The sequence below is a fragment of the Ochrobactrum sp. WV_118_8 genome (assembly GCF_039631535.1).
In the GTDB taxonomy this organism is placed as follows: Bacteria; Pseudomonadota; Alphaproteobacteria; order Rhizobiales; family Rhizobiaceae; genus Brucella; species Brucella anthropi.
In genome coordinates this window covers 187001-210948 of the sequence record NZ_JBDIUZ010000006.1, presented here as the reverse complement: position 1 = coordinate 210948, position 23948 = coordinate 187001, and the positions used below count along the sequence as shown (strand labels likewise).

Below are 23948 nucleotides of genomic sequence, written 5' to 3'. Positions count from 1 at the left end.
TCTCAACTTTCAACTTGACGGATGCGATCAATCAATGGCTATATTGTGAGAACGTTCGCATATCATTTTCAGCAACGCAAGTAGAAGACGAGCCTCGCACGGGGATAAAGTTCCAATCAAAGGGGAGATAAATGACCAATCGTCGCAAAACCGCATCCCGGCGCATGATGGTAGCGCTGGCGGCGCTGGCCACGGCCGCCAGCATCACCTCGGTGCATGCCGCACCGATCAAGGCACTACAGGACGCTGTGCCGGAGAATTACAGGAAGGGCGTCAAGATTGCTGCCTTCAATGACTGGCCACCGGACGAGTTTGTCGAAGACGGCGTCCTGAAAGGCTGGAGCATCGACATGGCCAAAGCCATGTCGGAACGCATTGGCGTCCCATTCGAATTTACCGCAACCAGTTTCGACGCCATCATTCCGGGCCTGGCCAGCAAGCGTTTTGACGCCGGATTTTCTTCCTTCGGTGTGACGCCGGAACGGCTTTATTCGCTTGATTTCATTCCTCAGCGCAAGGAAGGCACCGCCTATGCCTTCTTGAAAGGCAAGGACTTTTCCATCAAGTCGGAAAAAGATCTGTGCGGCCATAGCGTTGCAGTGATGACAGGTGCCTGGGACTACCAATATCTGAAGGAAAAGAGCGCGGAATTGTGCGAATCCGCCGGTGAGAAGCCGATTAACCTGCAGCAATTCACCACTCAGAACGCTGCCGAGCTGGCCGTGTCCTCGGGGCGTGTTGAGATGGTGGCGGCCGGATCGGCAAAAATGCATTATATGGCCAAGATTACCGGACGCTTCAGCGTATCTGAACTGGTCAGCAATCCGGTCTTCAACGGCATTGGCGTGCGCAAGGGTGATGCGCTTGGGCCAGTTTTCCGTGATGCCATCCAGTCCATGATCGATGACGGCTCCTACAAGGAAATCATGGCAAAGTGGGGCGTTGATGGCGCCGGCACCCTGGAAAAGGCGGTTCTGGTTACTAAGGACAATCCGGAGCCAAAATAGTCAGGGCCGATTGAAGGAGAACGCCCGTCAGCCGGCGGCGGTGCGAATACAGCCGCGGTCCATTACGCAAGGGCCGGCCCGGAACACGGGCCGGCGGGTTTGGTAAGTTCGAATACGAATTTCGCTAAACACGATACGGTAGTCTGGAGTAAATCATGGCAAGAACAGCAAAGACGGTCGCGCACCGGCCGGATATACATAGTGTCAAACCGATACCCGTGCGCCATCCGTCTCGATGGATCACCGGCGCCGTGCTCATTCTGATCGCATTGAGTTTTGTCAATATGCTGGCGACCAATGAGAACCTGCAATGGAACATTGTTGTGCGCTACATGTTTCATCCCGACATTCTCGCTGGCTTGGCGCGCACGCTGTTCCTGACTTTTGCCGCAATGATCTTCGGTTTTGCAATCGGCATCATACTGGCCGTGATGCGCCTTTCGGCCAATCCGGTGCTGCAATGGGCAAGCTGGCTGTGGATATGGTTCTTTCGCGGCGTTCCACCCCTGGTTCAGCTGATTTTCTGGTACAATCTGGCGCTTCTGGTTCCCAATCTGACCATTGGCGTTCCGTTCGGGCCGACATTGTGGTCCTGGGACATGAACACGCTGATCACGCCGATGAGTGCAGCACTGCTTGGCCTGTCCTTTACAGAAAGCGCCTATGCCGCCGAAACCATCCGCGCTGGCATCCAGGCGATCAACCCGGGCCAGACCGAGGCCGCCGCGACGCTTGGCATGACGCGATTTCAGATCATGACGCGGATCGTGTTGCCCCAGGCAATCCGCATCATCATTCCTCCGATCGGCAATGACACCATTTCAATGCTGAAATTCACGTCACTGGTCAGCGTTCTGGCCTTGCCAGATCTGCTTTATTCGGCGCAGATGATTTATTCGCGCACCTACCAGACCATTCCGCTGCTGATCGTGGCCACGATCTGGTATCTCATCCTGTCGACTGCCCTGACCATCCTCGAGCACCATGTCGAGAACCACCTGAAATCCCGGCAGACCACCCGTTCCGCATCATTCCTATCCAGACTTCTGCCCTTCAAATTTGCGCTTGGATATCAAAAATGAATGAAACGCCCGCGAGCTTGCCACTGCTGCAGGTGGAAAGACTGACCAAATCTTTTGGCAATCACCGGGTGCTCGACGGCATCGACATGACGGTGGAAAAGGGGGACGTGACCTGCATTGTCGGCCCATCCGGCTCCGGCAAAAGCACATTGCTGCGCTGCCTGAACTATCTCGAAGTGCCGGATTCCGGTGCCGTGTTGCTGGAAGGCGAGCCGATCGGCATGCGTTGGCAGGGTGAGCGGCTTTATACGATGTCCTTCAACGAACTGGCACGCCAGCGCCAGAAAATGGGCATGGTGTTCCAGGGCTTCCATCTCTTCCCCCATAAGACCGTGGTGGAAAACATCATCGAGGCGCCTATGATCGTACGCAAGATAGGTCGCCGGTCGGCCACCGCCGCGGCGATGAAGCTGCTGGAAAAAGTCGGCCTTACCGAGCGCGCGAATTATTATCCCGACCAGCTCTCCGGTGGGCAGCAGCAACGCGTGGCGATTGCCCGTTCATTGGCGATGCAGCCTCGGCTGATGCTTTTTGATGAACCCACATCAGCTCTTGATCCGGAACTGGTCGGTGAGGTTCTGGCGGTGATGCGCCAGTTGGCCGAAGATGGCGTGACCATGATTGTCGTCACGCATGAAATGAACTTCGCTCGCGAAGTCGCCGACCATCTGATTTTCATGGATGGTGGCGTGATTGTTGAATCCGGCCCGCCTAAAAAGGTTATGGGCAATCCACAACATCCGCGTACTAAAAGTTTTTTGAAGCGCGTGGCGTGACAGGAACGAATGATGATAATTCTCAATGCACAGCAAACCGAAGCCGCGCTCGATTATCCGGGATTGATCGAAGCCTTGCGTCAAGCGCATGCGAGCGGCAAACGACCGCAAAGCGACACTACCGTGCTTCAGGATCGGAAAAGCGCAGACAACCAGTTTGTGTCCCTGGTAGCTTGGCTCGAAGGGGAGGCGGTTGCCGTCAAGCTGGTCGGTGTTTTCCCTGCGAATGTCAAACTTCCTGTGGCCCAACCTTCGATCCAGGGCACGGTAACGCTGTTCAGCGGTCAGACCGGCGAAGCACTCATGGTCTGTGATGGCGCCATTGAAACCTTCAAGAAGACGGCGGCAGATTCGGCACTTGGCGCCAGCCTGCTGGCGCGCAAGGACGCCCGTACCTTGCTGGTGGTTGGTGCCGGGGGGCTAGCGCCCCATGTGGTGCAGGCTCATTGCGCCAGCCGACCGTCGATCGATCAAGTCTTTATCTGGAACCGCAACTTCGACAGGGCGGAAAAACTTGCCAGCCGACTTGACATTGCTGGCGTCGACATCGTTGCCGTGGAGAATCTCGATAACACAGTCTCGATGGCGGACATCATATCGTGTGTCACCATGTCGACCAATCCGCTGGTTAAGGGAAAACTCCTCAAAGAGGGCGCTCATGTCGATCTGATCGGTGCCTATATGCCGGACATGCGTGAAGCCGATGATGACGTGTTCCGTCGTGCCGGACGGGTATTTGTTGATACGCGCCATTGCTGTGATGGTTCGGGCGAACTCGGAATTCCGCTCGCCACTGGACTGATCAAGCATGAGCAGATCGAAGCTGATTTGATTGAGCTATGTCAGCCAAAACATCCGGGCCGCAGCGATGATCGCGAGATCACGGTCTACAAGAATGTCGGTGGCGGGCATCTCGATCTGTTTACCGCGCAATACCTGTACAGCACTTTTTAGAGGTGGCGGGGCCACGTTTAACACACACGATATTGAACACCGGATGGATGCGAAGGCCCGTTGTTGACTGGCAATCATAATCAACGGTCTGGCCTTGAACGTTAAATGGATAGGTAGCTAGTGAAAATAGCATTGACAAACTTTGCCAATCTGCGATTTTAATTGCAGTGAAGGGAGAATTTGATGGTAACGATGAACGTATCGCTCCCTCATCCTATGAAAGAATGGGTTGAGGCTCAGGCCAAAACGGGACGCTATTCGAATGCGAGTGACTATGTGCGCGATTTGATCCGTAAAGATCAAATGCGCAGCGATAAGATCGCAGCGATGCAGCGCTTTGTTGACGAGGGCTTACAAAGTGGCCCAGGAAGTCGTTCACAGGATGAACTCTTCGCAGTGGCACTCGCTAACGCCGAAAAATCTCTGAAACGCAACTGATGGAATTTAAACTCTCTGTTCTTGCGGAAGACGATATCATTGCTATCGCCGAGCAGGGTATAGCAATGTTTGGGCCTGTGCAGGCGAAACGCTATCATGCAGAGTTGTTTAACACTCTGGATTTAATTGCAAAGAACCCACAAATGGCACGTGCACGTGAAGAAATTTCTCCAACTGTGCGGGTGCACCCGTTTAAAGCCCACCTCATTATTTATCAAATTGAAGCAGACGGAACAGTTTTTGTAATTCGGGTACGTCATGCATTTGAAGATTGGGTCAGGGATCCGTTTTAATCTTTGCTTTGATCGTTTCAGATTTCGATGCAGTATGGCCTGGATTTCATACATGATGTAAACGTTCCTGACTTGGAATCAGAAACAGGGTCTTGGCCACCAAATTTGCCCCGCTTACACGGCACTGTTACCTTAACCTAAGTGTAAACATCAGTTGCGATAACGGGTGATGACCGAACCTCGTTCTTCGCTTTACCGCCGCCATCGTTATCCATCTGAGATTATTGCAGAGGCGGTGTGGTTGTATTTCCGCTTTCCGCTAAGCTTTCGCATGGTTGAAGACATGCTGGCTTATCGTGGCATCTTCGTCACATATAAGACCGTGTACGAATGGGCGGAGAAATTCGCACGTGCTTATGCCAGTAATATCCGTCGCCGCACACCGCGGCTTGGCGATAAATGGCACCTGGATGAATGTGGAATATCTATCAAAAGTGAGCATCACATTCTTTGGCGAGCAGTTGATCAGGATGGTTTTGTTTTGGATGTTCTGGTCCAGAAACGCCGTAATACCAAGGCCGCCAAGCGCTTCATGCGCAAGCTTCTCTCTGCACAGGGCTGTGCACCCCGGATCATGGTCACCGATAAACTACGATCATATGGCGCTGCCAAACGAACGATGGGACTTAGCGTTTGCGATCATCGCCAGCATAAGGGTTTGAACAATCGGGCAGAGAATTCGCATCAGCCGATCCGACGACGAGAGCGGGTTATGAAGCGCTTTAAATCGGCGCGACATGTGCAAAATTTCACGTCGATACATGATCCGATCTACAACCTAAATTATTTCCCCCGAAACCAATTCAATGCCGCCGATCATCGTGAGTTACGACAAGCCGCCACTGACATGTGGCGCGAAATCACGTGCCTGAAATCCGCATGACAGATGCGCCAAAGAATACGTTACGTCTGCACTCTCGTTAAAGTAACAGTGCCCTGGATACACTCGAATTCATCCAGCCGTACATCATGGTGTGGATTCGCCGTTGTTTATAAGTATACCGATTCGATTGGCGTACTTTGCCGGAATGTTTCCGGCTATGCGGATCGAGATCGAACCGTAAGCAGGGTTTTAGGTAGGAGTTGATCGGCAACATCAGAAGCGATAACCTTCTGTGACCAATCGACGGTGCCCTGCTGGTTCGGTGCGCACCGTGTGGAGCGTTAGGGCGTTCCATTGACGAGCGAAGCTTGAAGTTGGCGGAGCTTTAGCGCCGAAACCTACTCATCAATGAGGTTGATCGCCATTTCGCGGCACTTTTCGAAGGATACCGATACGGCTGGCGCTGTTCCATCCACGACGTTGAGCCCTTCTCAGAATTTCCGCGGGCGGAGTAGGTGGCGAAAATGAAGAACCGCGCGTCCGAGCTCTCTGAACGCCTGGTTGATAAGGACACCGCCTGTACAAATCGCGTCTTCATGGCAGCCGCATATTTGACATATTTGCGCTCCTACCAGTTTATCGGTCCAGAGGGTGTAGGGAAAGGGTTGGGAACGTTCTAAAATCTCTTGGCTGACTTGCTGCGCAGTCATGACCCGCGCGAAATAGCTTCCTGCGATTTGGCAGCCTTAATGATCCAGCGTTGGAAGCGCGCGCCAAATGGCTTGCTCAACGCGGCGCGGTCCCACGCGAGATAATAGCTTTCCGACAGCCGCAAGCGGAGGTCATAGGGTATAATCAGTCGGCGCTCGGCTAATTCTTCTCCAATCATTGAAATTTGGGCCAATACCACGCCGCGTCCACTCAAAGCTGCGCCTATTGCGCCGGTAGACAGGCTAAAGGAAAATCCGGGCGCTGCATGCAATGTATCAACACCTATATGGCGCGCCCAGTCGGCCCAGTTCGGCGGCGGTAAATAATCGCTCTCCCAGTCAATGCCCAACAGCGGTAGCGACAAAATATCGGCCGGCTGCTGCAGCGTACCGCCAGCCAGCAATTGTGGCGCACAGACCGGGACCACCCAGTCGCGATAAAGCTCGACATAGTGCTCGTGCGCCAGCACGCGTTTACCATAGGTTATGCGGAAATCCGCCGGCTCAACGCCAAGCTGGGGCTCGATGTCCTGTCCGCTCAAGCGCACGCGTGCTTCCGGATGTTGTGATTGCCAGTCAAAAATCTTTGGCCCAATCCATCGGTTGGCTACCGATGTCAGCGCGCTCAGGATTATTACGCCGTGATTGCGCGCCCGTTCGAGTACATCTCCCGCCCGGGCAAGTTGTTCGAATCCCTTCGAGATCTGCTCGTGATAAATCCGGCCCCAAGTGGTCAGGGCTATCTGGCGTCCTTTTCGCTCCAGCAGCGTGACGCCAATAGCCTCTTCAAGACTGCGTATCTGCTGACTGACAGCGCCGGGTGAAACTCCCAGTTCGCGCGCCGCCTTTGTCACTGTTCCGCAGCGCCCAATCGCCTCGAAAACCTGCAATCCCCGCAAGGGCAAATTAAGCATAACCGCTGTACTCACGTTGGTACTTTTTAGCTACTCTAAATAAAAACGCAGGACTAGTCAGCTTGTATTTGCTGTGCTCCCCCCTGAACATGCTGGCAATTAAAATCGAAAATTGGGGAACGATCATGTTTTTAAGGAATGCTTGGTACGTCGCTGCCTGGGATCATGAGGTCAATCGCGAGTTGAAGACGGTGACGATTCTCGGTGAGCCGATCGTTCTTTATCGCACCAGCGATGGTCGGCCGGCGGCGCTTGAAGACGCGTGTCCGCATAGGAAATTGCCGCTTTCCATGGGGCGCATCAAAGGTGATCAGGTCGAATGCGGCTATCATGGCCTGACCTTTGATATGACCGGCACCTGCACCCGCGTTCCCGGCGCCGAGAAAATTCCACATGTCGCCTGTGTACGATCCTATCCTGTGGAAGAACGCTATGGTCTTGTGTGGATCTGGATGGGCGAGGCGGACAATGCCGACCCGGCGGAAATCTTCCATGTCGAGCATTTCGATGATCCGGCCTGGGGCGTCAATCGTGGCGAATCGATGATGCTCAACTGCAATTATCTCTACATGACTGACAATCTACTCGATCCGTCTCATGTCGCCTGGGTGCATCAATCTTCCTTCGCCAGCTCAGCCTGCGAGGAAACGCCCCTTGAAACCACGGTGGCTGCGGACGGCGTGACTGTATGGCGCTGGATGATCGATTCAGACCCGGCGCCTTTTTATGCACCCTTCCTGCAATTTGCAGGCAAAACCGATCGCAAGCAGCATTATGAAGTGCGTTATCCGAGTAACGCCATCATTAAGGCAATTTTTGCCCCGGCGAATAGCGGTGGCGAGGGCAAGTCTCTGCCCGAAACGACCTTTATGATGGACAGCTATAATTTCATGACCCCGATCGACGAAAGCCACACAAAATATTACTGGTTTCAGCTTCGAAACTTCAAGCCGGATGATCCGGCGGTGTCAGCAAGTTTCGCCAAATCCGTGCGCGGTGCATTTGAAGAGGATCGTGTCGTGCTTGAAGCCGTGCAGCAGGGAATGGCCAACAAGAAGACGCCAAATCTTGATCTAAAGATCGATACGGGCCCGCTGCGTTTCCGCCGCCGTCTGGCGCAGATGATCGCCGCGGAAAACTCAACCGCCGTGGCAGCTGAATAGGCGGTCTTAATGGCGAAAACTCAAGGTTTTCGTCCATTTATGGTAACGGCAAAAATCCGTGAGAGTGACACGATAACCTCGTTTCACCTGACCGCCTGCGACCGTGAACATTGGACGAGCTTCAAGACAGGCCAATATCTGACGCTAAGGGTGCCTAGTGCGCAAGGAACAGAACAGCGCAATTATACCGTGTCGTCATTTTCAGCCGAAACCGCAACCTATCGCATTACCGTCAAGCGTGAGACGGCGTCGTCAGCGCAGTATCCCGACGGTCTCGCATCCAGCTGGCTGCATGACCGGGTGGAAATCGGCGCCCACATCGATATTGACGGCCCGCACGGCGCTTTCACCTTGGATGAGACGAGCTGCCGGCCGGTGGTGCTGCTGTCGGGCGGCGTCGGACTGACGCCGATGGTCGCCATGCTGCGGGCGTTGGTGGAACAGAGTGATCGACCGGTCTGGTTCATTCACGCCACCGATCACGGCGGCGTACATGCCCTGCGCGAGGATGTCTTGTGGCTGGCGGCGGCAAGAGACAATATCCGGGTGCATTTTTGCTACCGCACGCCTCGCGTGGAGGATGAGAAGTTGTTCCACTCCACCGGCTTGTTGTCGAAAGAGACGCTGCAGGCGCTGCTGCCACTCGACGACTATGACGTCTACATGTGCGGACCTCTACCGTTCATGCAGGCCATGTATGATCTTCTCACCGATCTTGGCATCGCTGAAAACCGCATTGCCTATGAGTTTTTCGGTGTGGGCAGCCGGCTGAAAAAGACTAGCTCATCTCTGACTGCTACAGCCGTGGTCACCGCTGAACCGTCGCTGAGCGGTGACGCAGTAAGCGTTGCGCTCGCCGTGAGTGGCCAAGTTCTGCCCTGGAACGATAAGTCACCGTCCTTGCTGGACTTTCTCGAGGATAATGGTTTCGAACTGGCGTTCAGCTGCCGTGCAGGCATATGCGGCTCCTGCGTGCAGAGACTGGTGTCGGGGACCGTGAGCTATTTTGAAGAACCGCTCGATGGTCCCCAACCGGGTCAAGTCCTGTTGTGTTGCGCGAAGCCACAATCAACCATCGTGCTTGATCTATAACGACCTAAGTAAGAAGGGACACGCGCGTGAACGCAGGTTTCATCAAATATAAGGCAAAAACGGTTGCATCATTCATTCCGACGAACTTTGACGCCATGCGAGCGGACTTCATCGCAGCAGCGCAGAAAGCCGGAGCAAGCCTGGAACAGATCATTCATCCGTTGCATGGACCGACGGGAGAGCAGCTTTCGACCGATGTGGCGTTGATTGGCCGTCGCGATGCGCGGCGCATGCTGGTCATTCTGTCAGGCACCCATGGCGCGGAGGCGGCGTTTGGCTCTGCCTGTCAGAGCCGATGGGTCGGGAGCACCGACTTAGCCGGATTGCCGGAGGATCTTGCCATCCTGCTCATCCACGCCATCAATCCATGGGGCGCGGCCTGGATGCGCCGAGTAACCGAGAACAATGTCGACCTAAACCGCAATTTTATCGACTGGTCGAAAGAGCCGCCGCGCAATGAAAATTATCGCCGTGTACACGAAGTTGCGGCTTTCACTGCCTGGGACGGTCAGGAGCGCGAGCAGGCCAGACAAGCTTATGCCAGGTTACAGCAGGAACTGGGTGGGCCACAGGCGATGGTGGCGGTGGTCGAAGCGGGCCAATATGAATTTAGCGATGGGCTCTATTATGGCGGCTCGCAGGCGGAATGGTCCAATCTGACGCTGCACCGCATCATGCAGGATCATGTCAGTGAGGCGGAAAACGTCGTCCTCTTCGATCTACATACCGGTGCGGGGCCCTATGGTTATCCTGCACTGCTGTCAATCGCGGAAAGCGAGCATGGCGGGCTGGACTGGGGTAGAACCATCTACGGTCCCGCAATGAGTGTGGTGCTGACCGGAACCAATGCCACTACAGATACCGGTATCGCCGCGACCGCAACAGGCTATGTTTCGGCGGCAGTGCGGAAGATGTTGCCCCGCGCAAAGCTGCTGCCTCTGGTGGTGGAATGCGGCACGCTGGCGCCGGGTGTCATGGCAGAAGCGGTCAGCGCCGACAACTGGTTGCATCTGCATGGTGATCCTGCCAGCCCGCTCGGTCTGGACATCAAGCAACGCCTGCGCACCGGCTTCATTCCAGAAGACCGGGCCTGGGAGGAGGCATGTATCCCGGCCAGCCTGCGCTATTTTGATCGCGCTTTGCAGAGCCTGCATGACCTTGCCGCCCAGAACCCGTTGCCGGCGCGGGTCGCCGCCAACGTCGTACCACCGATGGCGGCAGAATTGCTCCCGCCGGCAGTGGAAGTGCATGATTTGCACAAGTCTTTCGGCAGTCTGGCGGTACTTGGCGGTGTAAATCTTGTGGCGCGGCCGGGTGAGGTCGTATCAATGATCGGCTCATCGGGGTCGGGCAAAAGTACTTTTCTGCGCTGCGTTAATCTGCTTGAGCAGCCCGACAGCGGCCGTATCGTAATTGACGGCGAAGAAATCGCGATCCGCCGGCGGCGGGACGGCAAACAGGCACCGGCAAACAAGCGCCAAGTAGAGCGCATTCGGGCCGATGTCGGCATGGTATTTCAGAACTTCAATCTCTGGCCGCATATGACGGTGCTGGAAAACATCATCGAGGCGCCAGTGCATGTACGCAGTCAACACCGCGCGGATGCGGTTGACCATGCCCATGAACTGTTAAGGAAGGTTGGACTAGCAGAAAAGCATGGCCATTATCCGGCGCAGCTTTCCGGTGGCCAGCAGCAGCGCGCCGCCATCGCCCGTACACTCGCCATGCGGCCAAAGGTCATTCTTCTCGACGAGCCGACGTCAGCGTTGGATCCGGAACTGGTCGGCGAAGTGTTGCGCGTCATCCGCCAGCTCGCCGAAGAGGGCAACACCATGATCCTGGTGACGCATGAAATGTCCTTTGCCTACGAGGTCTCGCACAAGATCCTGTTCCTGCACCAGGGCAGGGTGGAGGAGCAGGGTGCACCAACAACTCTATTCAGCAATCCGCAATCGCCGCGCCTGCGGCAGTTTCTGGCGCGCACATTCATTAACTGACACCACAACCGACAACAAACACAAGGGGAAAACGTGATGTGGAAAAATCTGGCGCTCGCCAGCATCATGGCGATGGGCATTTCAACGGCTTCGGCCGCCGGTGAAGAACTGCGCATTGGCACTGAAGGCGCCTATCCGCCATGGAGCATGGCCGATGCGCAGGGCAATGTCACCGGCTATGACGCGGATGTCGGCAAGCTCGTCTGTGCAAAAATGGCGGTGAAATGCACCTTTGTTGTACAAGCCTTTGACGGGCTGATCCCGGCGCTGAGGGCGCATCAGATCGACGCCATCATTTCCGGCATGTCGATCACCAATGAGCGCAAAAAGGAGATTGCTTTCTCGAAAGGCTATGGGGACGTCCCCAATTTCTTTGTCGCGCCCAAAGGAAGTCCTGTCGCGGCACTGACTGACTTCGACGGTCTGATGAAAGCGCTGGCCGACAAGCGGATCGGCGTGCAATCGGGCACGACCCATGCCCGTTATATCGCCAAGCACCTTCCGGATGCCGATCTGAAGACCTATGACACACTGGAACAGATGCAGATCGACATGGCCAGTGGCCGCATCGATGCGTTTTTCTCCGATGTCTCGGCGGCTGATGATTTTCTTGGCAAGCCGGATGGCGCCGGCTTCAGACGGGTCGAGGTGCGTATCGACAGCGCCTCGGACGAAACGCTTGGCGATGCCGCCGGCATCGGTCTGCGCAAGGAAGACAGCGCGTTGAAATCGAAAATTGACGGGGCGCTCTGTGCGGCCATTGCCGATGGTTCGATCGGCAAGGCAAGCGTGACCTGGTTCAAGATGGACATCAGCAAGCCATGCAAGTGAAATGCCAATCATAATGCAATAATTTCAATGAATTACTAAGAAAAGCTGCGCTGCGACAGCAGCGCGGTTCTCTGTCGGGCGGTGGCAAGGTGTGAAAATGGAAATCAGTTTTTTACAAATCTGGGAGGGTGGCTGGATCGGGGCCATTCTTCGCGGCGCGACCATCACGATCGCAATCGGTCTGTGCAGTATGGTGCTGGGCGGCGTGATCGGCACCCTGTGCGGACTGATCAAATGGGGGAGGATCTTTCCGCTCAATCTGCTTGTAGACGCCTATACGTCGGTGGTGCGCGGTATTCCGGAACTGCTGATCATCTATCTGCTGTTTTTCAGCTCGGTGGAATTTGTCAGCAAACTCGCCAGCGCTTTTGGCTATGCCGGCATGGCGGCGGGCGGCTATGCTTTCATCATTGCCGTAATCGCCATTGGCACCATATCGGGCGCCTATACCACCGAAGTGGTGCGGGGCGCCCTGAACTCAATTCCCAAGGGCCATCTGGAGGCGGCGAGTGCGCTTGGCATCGGGCGCGCCCGTATATTTCGCCGCATCATCCTCCCGCAAATGCTGCGCATCGCTTATCCCGGCATGAACAATGTCTGGCAGATCACCATCAAGGATACGGCGCTGGTTTCAGTCGTCGGACTGCAGGAACTGATGCGGGTGGCTTTCATCGGCGCCGGTTCGACCCGCAGCCCGTTCATTTTCTATCTCACCGCCGCCGCTACTTATTTCCTGATCACCATCATCAGTCAGGCGGGCTTGGTGCGTTTTGAACGCCGGTTGATTTTCAGCCTAAGGAGGGCCTGACATGGATATAGAATTTATTGCCCGCGCCTTGTCCGTGCTGCTGAAAGGATTGAGCATGACGCTCATTCTGGCAGGCTGCGCCATTGTGGCCGGCTTTGCCTTTGGCCTGACACTAGCATTGATGCGCATGTCACAGCGCCGCCTCGTTGCAGGCTTCGCAAGGGGCTATAGCGTCGTGTTTCGCGGCACGCCGTTTCTCGTCCAGATTTTCCTGCTTTATTATGGGCTTGCACAGTTATCCTTCATCAAGAACAACGCGGTGATGTGGTGGTTCATCGGTGACGCTACCCATTGTGCAATTCTGGCGCTGTCGCTCAATACCGCCGGTTACAGTTCGGAAATCCTGCGTGGCGGCTTTGTCGCGGTTCCCACCGGAGTATTGGAAGCGGCGCGCGCCTGTGGCATGAGCCGGCTGCTGCAGTTCCGGCGTATCCTGTTTCCGCTCGCCATGCGCCAGGCCTTGCCGGCCTATGGGAACGAGCTGATTTTGATCGTCAAGGGCACGAGCCTCGCCTCAACCATCACAGTGCTGGAGATTACCGGATATGCGAAGCGGCTGATGAGCCAGACCTATGCCATTTTTGAGATCTTTGCGGTGGCCGGTTTGCTGTATCTACTTATCAATCTGGTGGTGGTGTCGCTGGTGCGGCTGATTGAGCGCGCCCTCGCCGTGCCGACCTGAGTCATTCCCTCCTTGGGGCAGGTTCGGCTATCAAGGATTCGCACCTACAGCGTTTTGTTGGAGGATTCACCAAAGATTGTACAGCTGGGCGCGCTACGTCGGGTTCCAGCCGGAATGTAACCTAACTGAGAGAGTGAATTTCATGCGACTGGTCATTGCCCGCCTCAATCATGAGACCAATACTTTTTCGCCGGTCGCGACGCCGCTGGCGTCATTCGATCCCCAATGGGGCGAGGCAGCGCTTGCATTCGGACGAGGTAGTAACACCGCGCTGGGCGCATTCATCGCCTATGCCACGAAAATAAAAGCCGAAATGGTGATTCCGCTCGCTGCAACAGCCAATCCGAGCGGCACGGTTGACGACGACGCATTTGAGACGATGGCCGGCGCGATTGTCGCAGCAGTGGCAAGGGGCTGCGACGCGGTGCTGCTAGATCTGCATGGCGCCATGGTGACGAAAAGCCATGATGACGGCGAAGGTGAATTGCTGGCCCGGATCCGGCAGGTGGCTCCATCAACGCCTATCGGCGTTGCACTTGATATGCATGGCAATATCACGCCGGCAATCATCGTCAACAGTGATTGCATCGTTGGCTTCAAAACCTATCCACATGTGGACATGTATGCTACCGGCGAACATGTCGTCAGGATCATGGACGCCATGTTGGAGCGCGGTATGCGTCCGTATCAGGTCATGTGCCATCCGCCGATGCTGGCGTCAACCCTGTGCATGAATACCAATAACGACTGCGCCATGACCGATCTGGTTGATTTGGCCAGACAAGCAGAGCGCCGCGACGGCGTGCTGGCGGTCACTGTGTTTGGCGGGTTTCCTATCGCCGATATTGCCGAAACCGGTTTGTCCGTGGTGGTGGTGGCAAATGAACCGGCCGTGGGGCAAGAGGTGGCGAGAGACATTGCCCAAGCCGCCTGGCAGCGCCGCGAGGAATTGGTCTATCGGGAGGAACCCTTACAGGATTCGCTTGCTCGGGCGGTCAAGGCCGCTTCAAGCCCCGGAACCGGGCCGGTACTTCTACTGGACCATGGCGACAATTGCATGTCGGGGGGCACCTGCGACAATGTCGATGTATTAAGGTCTGCGCTGGCACGAGGCATGGCCGGAATCGTGGCTGGTCCGATTTGCGACCCAGAAACCGTACGGCAATTGACGGAAGCGGGCGTCGGTGCGCAAATGAAGATTGATCTCGGCAACCGGCTGCAGGCCGAAGGGTTTGATCGAATGGAGCCGCCTTTGCGCCTTTTCGGACGGGTCGGGGCCGTGAGCGACGGCCAATATATCGTCTCCGGGCCGATTTACACCGGGCAAGTTTGCCGGATGGGCAAGGCCGTGAAGTTTGTCACCGCGGATGCCATCATACTCATTACCGAGCGTCCGCACGAGCCATGGGACCTGGGCGTTTTCACCTCGACCGATATCGATCCTCTAGCGGCACGTTTCCTGATCCTAAAGTCGCGCATGTATTGCCGTCCGGTATTCGAACCGCTGAGCCGCGCCACAATCGAATGTGCAAGTTTCGGCGTCACCAGCTCGAACTTTGATAATTACTCCTTTACCAGGCTGGCGCGGCCGATTTATCCGCTTGATCCGCAAACCGGTTTTGATCGCTGAACTCTATCGGTCACGGGCCAGCGCGCGCACCGGCCGTGAACGCCTGCGAAAATCGGCATGACCCTAAAAGATGGATGGCGCCAATAACGCTAATCCAGACCGCTTAGGCGGTGCCGCGCTTGGTCAACATACAAAGCAAAACTCCCAACCATAGAGATATATGCGATGATGCTATTGGGCAGGATGACGAAGCCTATCGACGGTTTCATTTAGAACGCCTAGGCTCAGGACCTATTTGCAGATATCAATCGCCTTTGATTCACTCGGATCGCAATGAGGCTTTTGCTACGAGTGGTGTCCTGTCGCGGTCGGAGGCACCGATGTGTCGGATCAAACCCTGTTTTCCGCTGTCTCACTGAGTCCCGCGGGTCGATGACCGCCTGGTCCGGCACTATGGCTCGAACGGGTGGGCCTCCGGCGAAGCGTTGCAGGACTTGATTGACTTCGAGCATTGAAGGCTGCCGATCTTCTCGCTATATTTCCGCGCTGAAGGCGATGTTGATCGCGGCACAAGCACGCGAAGTTCACAAGTATAATCGGAATAAGCGTCTTTAGGGTCAGGACTTCGGTAACGGGGCCGTTCCAGTCAAGCAAAAAGTGACGACCGCAGCCGCGCCGTCATGGTGCCATTGCGGTAAATAATCCCGACAGATCCCCTTTCGCCGCTGCCTGACTTGCTTTGCCCTTCGTTTGAGGTCCGCCCGGGCTCATGCTTCGGTCCGTGGTCAGCGCGATAGCTGCCAACATGATGCTGGTCCAGTGCGGTAATTCCGATGTGCCCATCTCATTGGCGTGCTCGGCAGAGGCCGGCGACAGTCCTGACCACGGCATCATCGGAACCGCGTCCCGGTTGGGACCTCGAAGGTCTGCGGTCAGGCAGACGTCAACGATATGGTTCTGATGTGAAGGCTCAGGCCGACTTGGCGAGCAATCGGTCTGAAGAGAATTCGGTGCCATCCGTCCACATCCGGTGAAGGATGGTACCGATGCGCCTTGCCAAAGCCACCATCGCACGCTTTGCACCTCGGCGTTTGGCGACTTGTGCGGCCCAGCTTCTCAGCCATGTCGAGCGACCCCGATGTATCATAACGGTAGCCGCCTGACACAAGGCTCTTCGCAGATTGGCGTCGCCAGCTCGCGTAATACCGCCGATCACGTCGCGCTCACCGGACTGGTTGCGCGAGGGTGTAAGGCCGACCCATGGACCCACCTTCTTGGACGATGAGAACCGCGCGGGATCATCGACCGCGGATCGGAAAGTTAAGGCGACGACCGCCCCGATGCCAGGCATCGTCATCAATAGCCGGCACACCGCGTCGTCCTTCGCAAGCAGACGGACCTGACGTTCGAGTCCCGCCAGTTCATGGCGAAGGCTGGTGCGCGCGCGTAACATCGGTCCGGACGCTGCTTGCAACATGGAATTGCCTTCCACCAACTGTTTGATCCTGGCGTCGAACTGGCCGCGCGAGATGGCGCCGACCTTCAGGCCGAAGTTTCTCAGCAATCCGCGCAATGACAGTTCCAGCGCGATCATGCCTTGTTGGATCGCCTTGCGGGCAGACAGAAGTGCACGAACTTCCTGTGCCGACACGGATTTACAATGTACGGGCCTGAACCAGCCCAGATGAAGCAGTCGGGCAATCCCTTCCGCGTCGCGCCGATCCGTTTTGATCGGCATTGCCTTCAGAGCACCCTTCACCTGTCGGGTTTCCATCAGAACAACTTCCAGCCGGGCATCGGCCAAACCGCGATGCAGCCACTGGGACAGCGGCCCGGCTTCAAGCCCTATGATAGCGACCGATCCCTCCAGGGTGTTTGCAAAATCCACGATCGCTTGGGGATCACTGAGAACCTGCGCTTCTTTTACGATCTTGCCGTGCTCATTGATTACACAGACCGCAGTCTTCGCCAGTGATACATCCAGTCCTATGAACAGCTTCATCCCATATTCCTCCGATTGAGACCGATACGGGAACAACGACAGCTTGCTGCGGGCAATTTCAAGATGCGTCAGCCGGTGGCGTGGCGCAGGCCCCGTTACAGCATCTCATTGATCACAGCCAGAAGATTACGGTAGCGGCGAGTGCGATGGCTGAGAGGAAGACCATAGGGCACCTGTCATAGCGTGTAGCGACGCGCCTCCAGTCCTTGATGCGGCCGAACATGATCTCGATGCGGTTGCGGCGTTTATAGCGGCGTTTGTCGTATTTAATGGTCTTGTTTCGGGATTTCCTGCCCGGGATGCAGGGAGTGATACCCTTTTCCTGTAGGGCGTCGCGAAACCAGTCGGCATCATAGCCACGGTCGGCCAGCAGCCATTGGGCCTCGGGAAGCTCGTCAAGCAAGGCGGCTGCACCGGTATAATCGCTGACCTGACCTGCCGTGATGAAGAAGCTGATCGGGCGACCGTTGGCATCCGTTACAGCATGAAGCTTGGTGTTCATGCCGCCTTTGGTGCGTCCAATCAGGCGTTCCGCGCCCCCTTTTTTACCCGCAGGCTGGAAGCCGTGCGGTGGGCTTTGAGATAGGTCGCATCGATCATGATCGTCTTGCGCTCTGGAGCTTGAGGCACTGCCAGACCTTCCATCATCCGCAGGAAGATGCCCTTGTCGCCCCAGCGTTTCCAGCGATTATAAAGTGTCTTGGAGGGGCCATATTCCTTCGGCGCATCGCGCCATCTGAGCCCATTGCGATTGACGAAGATGATGCCGCTCAGAACGCGCCGATCATCAACGCGAGGACGGCCGTGGCTATTAGGGAAATACGGCTGAAGACGTGCCATTTGCTCGTCTGTCAGCCAAAAGAGATCACTCATCATTCAGGCTCCTTCGAGCCCGTCTGAATCACAATCAGCGTGACAAATCAATGGGTCTTGACCCTAGGGCGTCGGCAATGCCCAGCACGTCCGCCACGAGTTCATCGACGGTGTAGGCGCCCCTTCTTTTCGGCTGAGCGCCTGTGGAATAACCGCGCTGATTGACGGCGATCGCACTATAGCCGGCGTTTGCCAGTTCCAGCATCACCTCGGTCCAGCTGTCGGCGAATTGCGGAAAGCCGTGAAGGAGCAGAACGACTTCTCCATTTCGTGGGCCGCATGCCAGCCTTGAAAATTGCATCTCACTGGCCGGCAAGGTGAAGGTTTCAATACCAGGCTGCTGAGCCGGGTCATCAACTTTGCGCGTCATTGTTGAAATCTTCTTTCGAGCCGGTGGCCCATCCAGCGTTTGCGAGCCATTTCAGCGCCGACAGACTCGGCATGAACAGGTATTCGCCACCTTTCATGACGTTGAAGGTCTGCACCCCATCCACCCGCCTGCGGACCGGCGCCTGCGGGATGGTAAAACGGCCATTTTCTTCATGCAGCCCGACGATCGGATCGCGCTCTTCACCGAGATCGACGAAGTTGCCGCGATTGATCCACTCCTGCTGCATGAACTCGATGGTATCGTACGCACGCGCGCTGATGAAAATGAAGAAGATCCCGCGATCGCCCTTAGCGTCGTCCTGCGGTGTCACATCCTCCGAATAGACCGGTCCGAAGGTCGACGAGCGTCGGATGATCCGGTGTATATTGACATCGGTCAGCAGCGTCAGTTCGGAGTCGCGCGGATTGAGCCGGCGCATGTGACAGCCGAGTGGGACGACACGGCCCTTCGGATCTTCCTTGAAATTGAAGTCATTGTTGCGTTCGGGATCGCCGCCCAGTTCCGCATCGTCTTGTTCTGGCGCCAGAATGAGCGGCGCTCCGGAACGCCAGCGTCCAAACATTTTTGCCGCGAGGAATTCGCGCTCTTCGGCAGTCTCGCCCTGCGACTTGAGAAACGCATTGAAGCAGCCGACGCGGCTTTGGAACTTGCGCAGGACCACAAATGTGCCGTTCTTACCGAGAACCGGTGGTTCCGGCATGGCCAGCGGCTGGCCATTCTCACTCTCATAGCCGAGAATGAACTCGCCAGCCCTGATCGGTCTCTCCTCGCCGGGTAGCGGATCGACACCACTGCCAGCCACCGCCGGCTGCGAGATCGAATCCCGGAAGCCAAATGGGTTCTTTGCGCCGTCCGGGGCGCCAAAGCGATGCTCGCCGAGCAAGGTAATGCCGGTACTTTTGTCGAGTTCCGCGCGCGCCGTCGCCAGGGCCTTGTCGAGCGCCGCGTCGTCGACGGCGTAGATGGTCAGGGCCAGATGACAGTTGCCCGGCTTGAACACGTCTTCCCAATTCTCCGGCGCATTCGGGCCGAAATCCCGCAACTGCTCACGGCGAGCTGCCATGCCCTGCTGGAAGGGCAGGGGAAAGGTCTTCAGTTGCGCATCGGGAAGTCCTAGTGCCTTCAGGCCTTCGAAGCTCAGCGCCGCTCCAATCCAGAAATCCAGATCGTCGCTCCAGTTGTCGGCCGACGAGATATGGGGTGACAGCCTGCCGAGCAAGTCGCGGGCACCGTGTGCTTCGTCGAAATGCAGCATAGCATGGATACCGACATAGGGCTCCGGCCGGCTTCTGAGGATCAAAGCCTGAATGTCATCGAGTTCAAGCGACACGCTGTCGCGGCGAAAGCGCTCTTTCAATTTTTGCAATAACGCCATGGTTCAGCCCACCTTGTCCAGGAATTCATTGACGGCATGCTCCATTCGTTGGAGCCGTCGGACATCGACGACCGTCACCTGGGGATTGGCGACGAACCAGCCGGCCGCAGTTATCTGGTGCTTCGGTAACGGGGCCGTTCCAGTCAAGCAAAAAGTGACGACCGCAGCCGCGCCGTCATGGTGCCATTGCGGTAAATAATCCCGACAGATCCCCTTTCGCCGCTGCCTGACTTGCTTTGCCCTTCGTTTGAGGTCCGCCCGGGCTCATGCTTCGGTCCGTGGTCAGCGCGATAGCTGCCAACATGATGCTGGTCCAGTGCGGTAATTCCGATGTGCCCATCTCATTGGCGTGCTCGGCAGAGGCCGGCGACAGTCCTGACCACGGCATCATCGGAACCGCGTCCCGGTTGGGACCTCGAAGGTCTGCGGTCAGGCAGACGTCAACGATATGGTTCTGATGTGAAGGCTCAGGCCGACTTGGCGAGCAATCGGTCTGAAGAGAATTCGGTGCCATCCGTCCACATCCGGTGAAGGATGGTACCGATGCGCCTTGCCAAAGCCACCATCGCACGCTTTGCACCTCGGCGTTTGGCGACTTGTGCGGCCCAGCTTCTCAGCCATGTCGAGCGACCCCGATGTATCATAACGGTAGCCGCCTGACACAAGGCTCTTCGCAGATTGGCGTCGCCAGCTCGCGTAATACCGCCGATCACGTCGCGCTCACCGGACTGGTTGCGCGAGGGTGTAAGGCCGACCCATGGACCCACCTTCTTGGACGATGAGAACCGCGCGGGATCATCGACCGCGGATCGGAAAGTTAAGGCGACGACCGCCCCGATGCCAGGCATCGTCATCAATAGCCGGCACACCGCGTCGTCCTTCGCAAGCAGACGGACCTGACGTTCGAGTCCCGCCAGTTCATGGCGAAGGCTGGTGCGCGCGCGTAACATCGGTCCGGACGCTGCTTGCAACATGGAATTGCCTTCCACCAACTGTTTGATCCTGGCGTCGAACTGGCCGCGCGAGATGGCGCCGACCTTCAGGCCGAAGTTTCTCAGCAATCCGCGCAATGACAGTTCCAGCGCGATCATGCCTTGTTGGATCGCCTTGCGGGCAGACAGAAGTGCACGAACTTCCTGTGCCGACACGGATTTACAATGTACGGGCCTGAACCAGCCCAGATGAAGCAGTCGGGCAATCCCTTCCGCGTCGCGCCGATCCGTTTTGATCGGCATTGCCTTCAGAGCACCCTTCACCTGTCGGGTTTCCATCAGAACAACTTCCAGCCGGGCATCGGCCAAACCGCGATGCAGCCACTGGGACAGCGGCCCGGCTTCAAGCCCTATGATAGCGACCGATCCCTCCAGGGTGTTTGCAAAATCCACGATCGCTTGGGGATCACTGAGAACCTGCGCTTCTTTTACGATCTTGCCGTGCTCATTGATTACACAGACCGCAGTCTTCGCCAGTGATACATCCAGTCCTATGAACAGCTTCATCCCATATTCCTCCGATTGAGACCGATACGGGAACAACGACAGCTTGCTGCGGGCAATTTCAAGATGCGTCAGCCGGTGGCGTGGCGCAGGCCCCGTTACAGCATCTCATTGATCACAGCCAGAAGATTACGGTAGCGGCGAGTGCGATGGCTGAGAGGAAGACCATAGGGCACCTGTCATAGCGTGTAGCGACGCGCCTCCAGTCCTTGATGCGGCCGAACATGATCTCGATGCGGTTGCGGCGTTTATAGCGGCGTTTGTCGTATTTAATGGTCTTGTTTCGGGATTTCCTGCCCGGGATGCAGGGAGTGATACCCTTTTCCTGTAGGGCGTCGCGAAACCAGTCGGCATCATAGCCACGGTCGGCCAGCAGCCATTGGGCCTCGGGAAGCTCGTCAAGCAAGGCGGCTGCACCGGTATAATCGCTGACCTGACCTGCCGTGATGAAGAAGCTGATCGGGCGACCGTTGGCATCCGTTACAGCATGAAGCTTGGTGTTCATGCCGCCTTTGGTGCGTCCAATCAGGCGTTCCGCGCCCCCTTTTTTACCCGCAGGCTGGAAGCCGTGCGGTGGGCTTTGAGATAGGTCGCATCGATCATGATCGTCTTGCGCTCTGGAGCTTGAGGCACTGCCAGACCTTCCATCATCCGCAGGAAGATGCCCTTGTCGCCCCAGCGTTTCCAGCGATTATAAAGTGTCTTGGAGGGGCCATATTCCTTCGGCGCATCGCGCCATCTGAGCCCATTGCGATTGACGAAGATGATGCCGCTCAGAACGCGCCGATCATCAACGCGAGGACGGCCGTGGCTATTAGGGAAATACGGCTGAAGACGTGCCATTTGCTCGTCTGTCAGCCAAAAGAGATCACTCATCATTCAGGCTCCTTCGAGCCCGTCTGAATCACAATCAGCGTGACAAATCAATGGGTCTTGACCCTAGGGCGTCGGCAATGCCCAGCACGTCCGCCACGAGTTCATCGACGGTGTAGGCGCCCCTTCTTTTCGGCTGAGCGCCTGTGGAATAACCGCGCTGATTGACGGCGATCGCACTATAGCCGGCGTTTGCCAGTTCCAGCATCACCTCGGTCCAGCTGTCGGCGAATTGCGGAAAGCCGTGAAGGAGCAGAACGACTTCTCCATTTCGTGGGCCGCATGCCAGCCTTGAAAATTGCATCTCACTGGCCGGCAAGGTGAAGGTTTCAATACCAGGCTGCTGAGCCGGGTCATCAACTTTGCGCGTCATTGTTGAAATCTTCTTTCGAGCCGGTGGCCCATCCAGCGTTTGCGAGCCATTTCAGCGCCGACAGACTCGGCATGAACAGGTATTCGCCACCTTTCATGACGTTGAAGGTCTGCACCCCATCCACCCGCCTGCGGACCGGCGCCTGCGGGATGGTAAAACGGCCATTTTCTTCATGCAGCCCGACGATCGGATCGCGCTCTTCACCGAGATCGACGAAGTTGCCGCGATTGATCCACTCCTGCTGCATGAACTCGATGGTATCGTACGCACGCGCGCTGATGAAAATGAAGAAGATCCCGCGATCGCCCTTAGCGTCGTCCTGCGGTGTCACATCCTCCGAATAGACCGGTCCGAAGGTCGACGAGCGTCGGATGATCCGGTGTATATTGACATCGGTCAGCAGCGTCAGTTCGGAGTCGCGCGGATTGAGCCGGCGCATGTGACAGCCGAGTGGGACGACACGGCCCTTCGGATCTTCCTTGAAATTGAAGTCATTGTTGCGTTCGGGATCGCCGCCCAGTTCCGCATCGTCTTGTTCTGGCGCCAGAATGAGCGGCGCTCCGGAACGCCAGCGTCCAAACATTTTTGCCGCGAGGAATTCGCGCTCTTCGGCAGTCTCGCCCTGCGACTTGAGAAACGCATTGAAGCAGCCGACGCGGCTTTGGAACTTGCGCAGGACCACAAATGTGCCGTTCTTACCGAGAACCGGTGGTTCCGGCATGGCCAGCGGCTGGCCATTCTCACTCTCATAGCCGAGAATGAACTCGCCAGCCCTGATCGGTCTCTCCTCGCCGGGTAGCGGATCGACACCACTGCCAGCCACCGCCGGCTGCGAGATCGAATCCCGGAAGCCAAATGGGTTCTTTGCGCCGTCCGGGGCGCCAAAGCGATGCTCGCCGAGCAAGGTAATGCCGGTACTTTTGTCGAGTTCCGCGCGCGCCGTCGCCAGGGCCTTGTCGAGCGCCGCGTCGTCGACGGCGTAGATGGTCAGGGCCAGATGACAGTTGCCCGGCTTGAACACGTCTTCCCAATTCTCCGGCGCATTCGGGCCGAAATCCCGCAACTGCTCACGGCGAGCTGCCATGCCCTGCTGGAAGGGCAGGGGAAAGGTCTTCAGTTGCGCATCGGGAAGTCCTAGTGCCTTCAGGCCTTCGAAGCTCAGCGCCGCTCCAATCCAGAAATCCAGATCGTCGCTCCAGTTGTCGGCCGACGAGATATGGGGTGACAGCCTGCCGAGCAAGTCGCGGGCACCGTGTGCTTCGTCGAAATGCAGCATAGCATGGATACCGACATAGGGCTCCGGCCGGCTTCTGAGGATCAAAGCCTGAATGTCATCGAGTTCAAGCGACACGCTGTCGCGGCGAAAGCGCTCTTTCAATTTTTGCAATAACGCCATGGTTCAGCCCACCTTGTCCAGGAATTCAT

Annotated in this window: 23 protein-coding genes; 14 read left to right on the top strand and 9 right to left on the bottom strand. The window is 56.7% G+C overall.

The annotated features are described in order from the left end of the window. Positions 1 to 131: 131 nt before the first annotated feature. The 7 genes from ABDF71_RS26855 (at position 132) to ABDF71_RS26825 (ending at position 5433) form a co-directional block, all read left to right on the top strand. Positions 132 to 1007 (top strand): ABC transporter substrate-binding protein, encoded by an 876-nt coding sequence (locus ABDF71_RS26855; protein ID WP_258125291.1) that lies wholly within the window; start codon positions 132 to 134, stop codon positions 1005 to 1007. A gap of 155 nt (positions 1008 to 1162) precedes the next feature. After that, the gene (locus tag ABDF71_RS26850) at positions 1163 to 2089 is read left to right on the top strand and encodes an amino acid ABC transporter permease (protein ID WP_151610661.1); all 927 of its coding nucleotides are present in this window, start codon (positions 1163 to 1165) and stop codon (positions 2087 to 2089) included. Next, positions 2086 to 2865: an amino acid ABC transporter ATP-binding protein gene (locus ABDF71_RS26845; RefSeq protein ID WP_151610662.1), complete on the top strand. Its 780-nt coding sequence runs from the start codon at positions 2086 to 2088 to the stop codon at positions 2863 to 2865. The genes ABDF71_RS26850 and ABDF71_RS26845 overlap by 4 nt, the downstream gene beginning before the upstream one ends. Positions 2866 to 2874: 9 nt before the next feature. Then, positions 2875 to 3819 carry an ornithine cyclodeaminase gene (locus ABDF71_RS26840; protein ID WP_151610663.1) on the top strand — a complete coding sequence of 315 codons (945 nt, stop codon included), beginning with the start codon at positions 2875 to 2877 and terminating at the stop codon, positions 3817 to 3819. Positions 3820 to 4002: 183 nt separating this feature from the next. After that, positions 4003 to 4257 carry a type II toxin-antitoxin system ParD family antitoxin gene (locus tag ABDF71_RS26835; protein WP_151610664.1) on the top strand — a complete coding sequence of 85 codons (255 nt, stop codon included), beginning with the start codon at positions 4003 to 4005 and terminating at the stop codon, positions 4255 to 4257. Continuing rightward, positions 4257 to 4550 carry a type II toxin-antitoxin system RelE/ParE family toxin gene (locus ABDF71_RS26830; RefSeq protein ID WP_500062007.1) on the top strand — a complete coding sequence of 98 codons (294 nt, stop codon included), beginning with the start codon at positions 4257 to 4259 and terminating at the stop codon, positions 4548 to 4550. The genes ABDF71_RS26835 and ABDF71_RS26830 overlap by 1 nt, the downstream gene beginning before the upstream one ends. Before the next feature lie 169 nt (positions 4551 to 4719). Beyond that, a complete protein-coding gene (locus tag ABDF71_RS26825) occupies positions 4720 to 5433 on the top strand; it encodes an IS6 family transposase (RefSeq protein WP_231771645.1) in 714 nt (237 codons plus the stop codon). Between the two features lie 646 nt (positions 5434 to 6079). On the opposite strand, the gene ABDF71_RS26820 is transcribed toward ABDF71_RS26825, so the two are convergent. Then, entirely contained in the window at positions 6080 to 6997 is a 918-nt protein-coding gene (locus ABDF71_RS26820) for a LysR family transcriptional regulator (RefSeq protein WP_151610692.1), read from the bottom strand. A 125-nt stretch (positions 6998 to 7122) separates the two neighbouring features. Between ABDF71_RS26820 and ABDF71_RS26815 the strand changes: the two genes are divergently transcribed. The 7 genes from ABDF71_RS26815 to ABDF71_RS26785 all read left to right on the top strand — a co-directional run bounded on the left by ABDF71_RS26815 (position 7123) and on the right by ABDF71_RS26785 (position 15200). Next, positions 7123 to 8160, top strand: a complete 1038-nt coding sequence (locus tag ABDF71_RS26815) for an aromatic ring-hydroxylating dioxygenase subunit alpha (protein WP_151610686.1) — start codon at positions 7123 to 7125, stop codon at positions 8158 to 8160. Between the two features lie 9 nt (positions 8161 to 8169). Further along, a complete protein-coding gene (locus ABDF71_RS26810) occupies positions 8170 to 9252 on the top strand; it encodes a 2Fe-2S iron-sulfur cluster-binding protein (protein WP_151649008.1) in 1083 nt (360 codons plus the stop codon). Between the two features lie 26 nt (positions 9253 to 9278). After that, on the top strand, positions 9279 to 11249 hold the full coding sequence (locus ABDF71_RS26805) for a DUF2817 domain-containing protein (protein ID WP_278423163.1): 1971 nt from the start codon (positions 9279 to 9281) through the stop codon (positions 11247 to 11249). Between the two features lie 36 nt (positions 11250 to 11285). After that, a complete protein-coding gene (locus ABDF71_RS26800) occupies positions 11286 to 12080 on the top strand; it encodes a transporter substrate-binding domain-containing protein (protein ID WP_231771646.1) in 795 nt (264 codons plus the stop codon). 97 nt (positions 12081 to 12177) lie between these two features. Then, positions 12178 to 12888, top strand: a complete 711-nt coding sequence (locus ABDF71_RS26795; protein WP_151610689.1) for an ABC transporter permease — start codon at positions 12178 to 12180, stop codon at positions 12886 to 12888. Position 12889: 1 nt separating this feature from the next. Further along, entirely contained in the window at positions 12890 to 13570 is a 681-nt protein-coding gene (locus tag ABDF71_RS26790) for an ABC transporter permease (protein ID WP_151610690.1), read from the top strand. A gap of 142 nt (positions 13571 to 13712) precedes the next feature. Further along, positions 13713 to 15200, top strand: coding sequence for a M81 family metallopeptidase (locus tag ABDF71_RS26785; protein ID WP_151610691.1), 1488 nt, complete (start codon positions 13713 to 13715; stop codon positions 15198 to 15200). 910 nt (positions 15201 to 16110) lie between these two features. Here ABDF71_RS26785 and ABDF71_RS26780 read toward each other — a convergent pair. The 8 genes from ABDF71_RS26780 to ABDF71_RS26745 form a co-directional block, all read right to left on the bottom strand. After that, positions 16111 to 17142: an IS110 family RNA-guided transposase gene (locus ABDF71_RS26780; protein WP_011983025.1), complete on the bottom strand. Its 1032-nt coding sequence runs from the start codon at positions 17140 to 17142 to the stop codon at positions 16111 to 16113. 112 nt (positions 17143 to 17254) lie between these two features. Then, positions 17255 to 18015 (bottom strand): IS5 family transposase gene (locus ABDF71_RS26775; protein ID WP_086000526.1). Its coding sequence is split into 2 segments (ribosomal slippage): positions 17255 to 17691 and positions 17691 to 18015, totalling 762 coding nucleotides; the frame shifts between segments, so codons are not numbered across the junction. A gap of 34 nt (positions 18016 to 18049) precedes the next feature. Beyond that, positions 18050 to 18385, bottom strand: a complete 336-nt coding sequence (locus ABDF71_RS26770; protein WP_210250264.1) for an alpha/beta fold hydrolase — start codon at positions 18383 to 18385, stop codon at positions 18050 to 18052. After that, positions 18369 to 19781: a Dyp-type peroxidase gene (locus tag ABDF71_RS26765; RefSeq protein ID WP_151610702.1), complete on the bottom strand. Its 1413-nt coding sequence runs from the start codon at positions 19779 to 19781 to the stop codon at positions 18369 to 18371. The genes ABDF71_RS26770 and ABDF71_RS26765 overlap by 17 nt, the downstream gene beginning before the upstream one ends. Positions 19782 to 20248: 467 nt before the next feature. Continuing rightward, on the bottom strand, positions 20249 to 21280 hold the full coding sequence (locus ABDF71_RS26760; RefSeq protein ID WP_011983025.1) for an IS110 family RNA-guided transposase: 1032 nt from the start codon (positions 21278 to 21280) through the stop codon (positions 20249 to 20251). 112 nt (positions 21281 to 21392) lie between these two features. Then, a protein-coding gene (locus tag ABDF71_RS26755) for an IS5 family transposase (RefSeq protein WP_086000526.1) occupies positions 21393 to 22153 on the bottom strand; the annotation gives its coding sequence in 2 pieces (ribosomal slippage) (positions 21393 to 21829 and positions 21829 to 22153; 762 coding nt in all). Between the two features lie 34 nt (positions 22154 to 22187). Continuing rightward, positions 22188 to 22523: an alpha/beta fold hydrolase gene (locus ABDF71_RS26750; RefSeq protein ID WP_210250264.1), complete on the bottom strand. Its 336-nt coding sequence runs from the start codon at positions 22521 to 22523 to the stop codon at positions 22188 to 22190. Further along, on the bottom strand, positions 22507 to 23919 hold the full coding sequence (locus tag ABDF71_RS26745) for a Dyp-type peroxidase (RefSeq protein ID WP_151610702.1): 1413 nt from the start codon (positions 23917 to 23919) through the stop codon (positions 22507 to 22509). Before ABDF71_RS26745 ends, ABDF71_RS26750 begins: the two co-directional genes overlap by 17 nt. Positions 23920 to 23948: the final 29 nt, after the last annotated feature.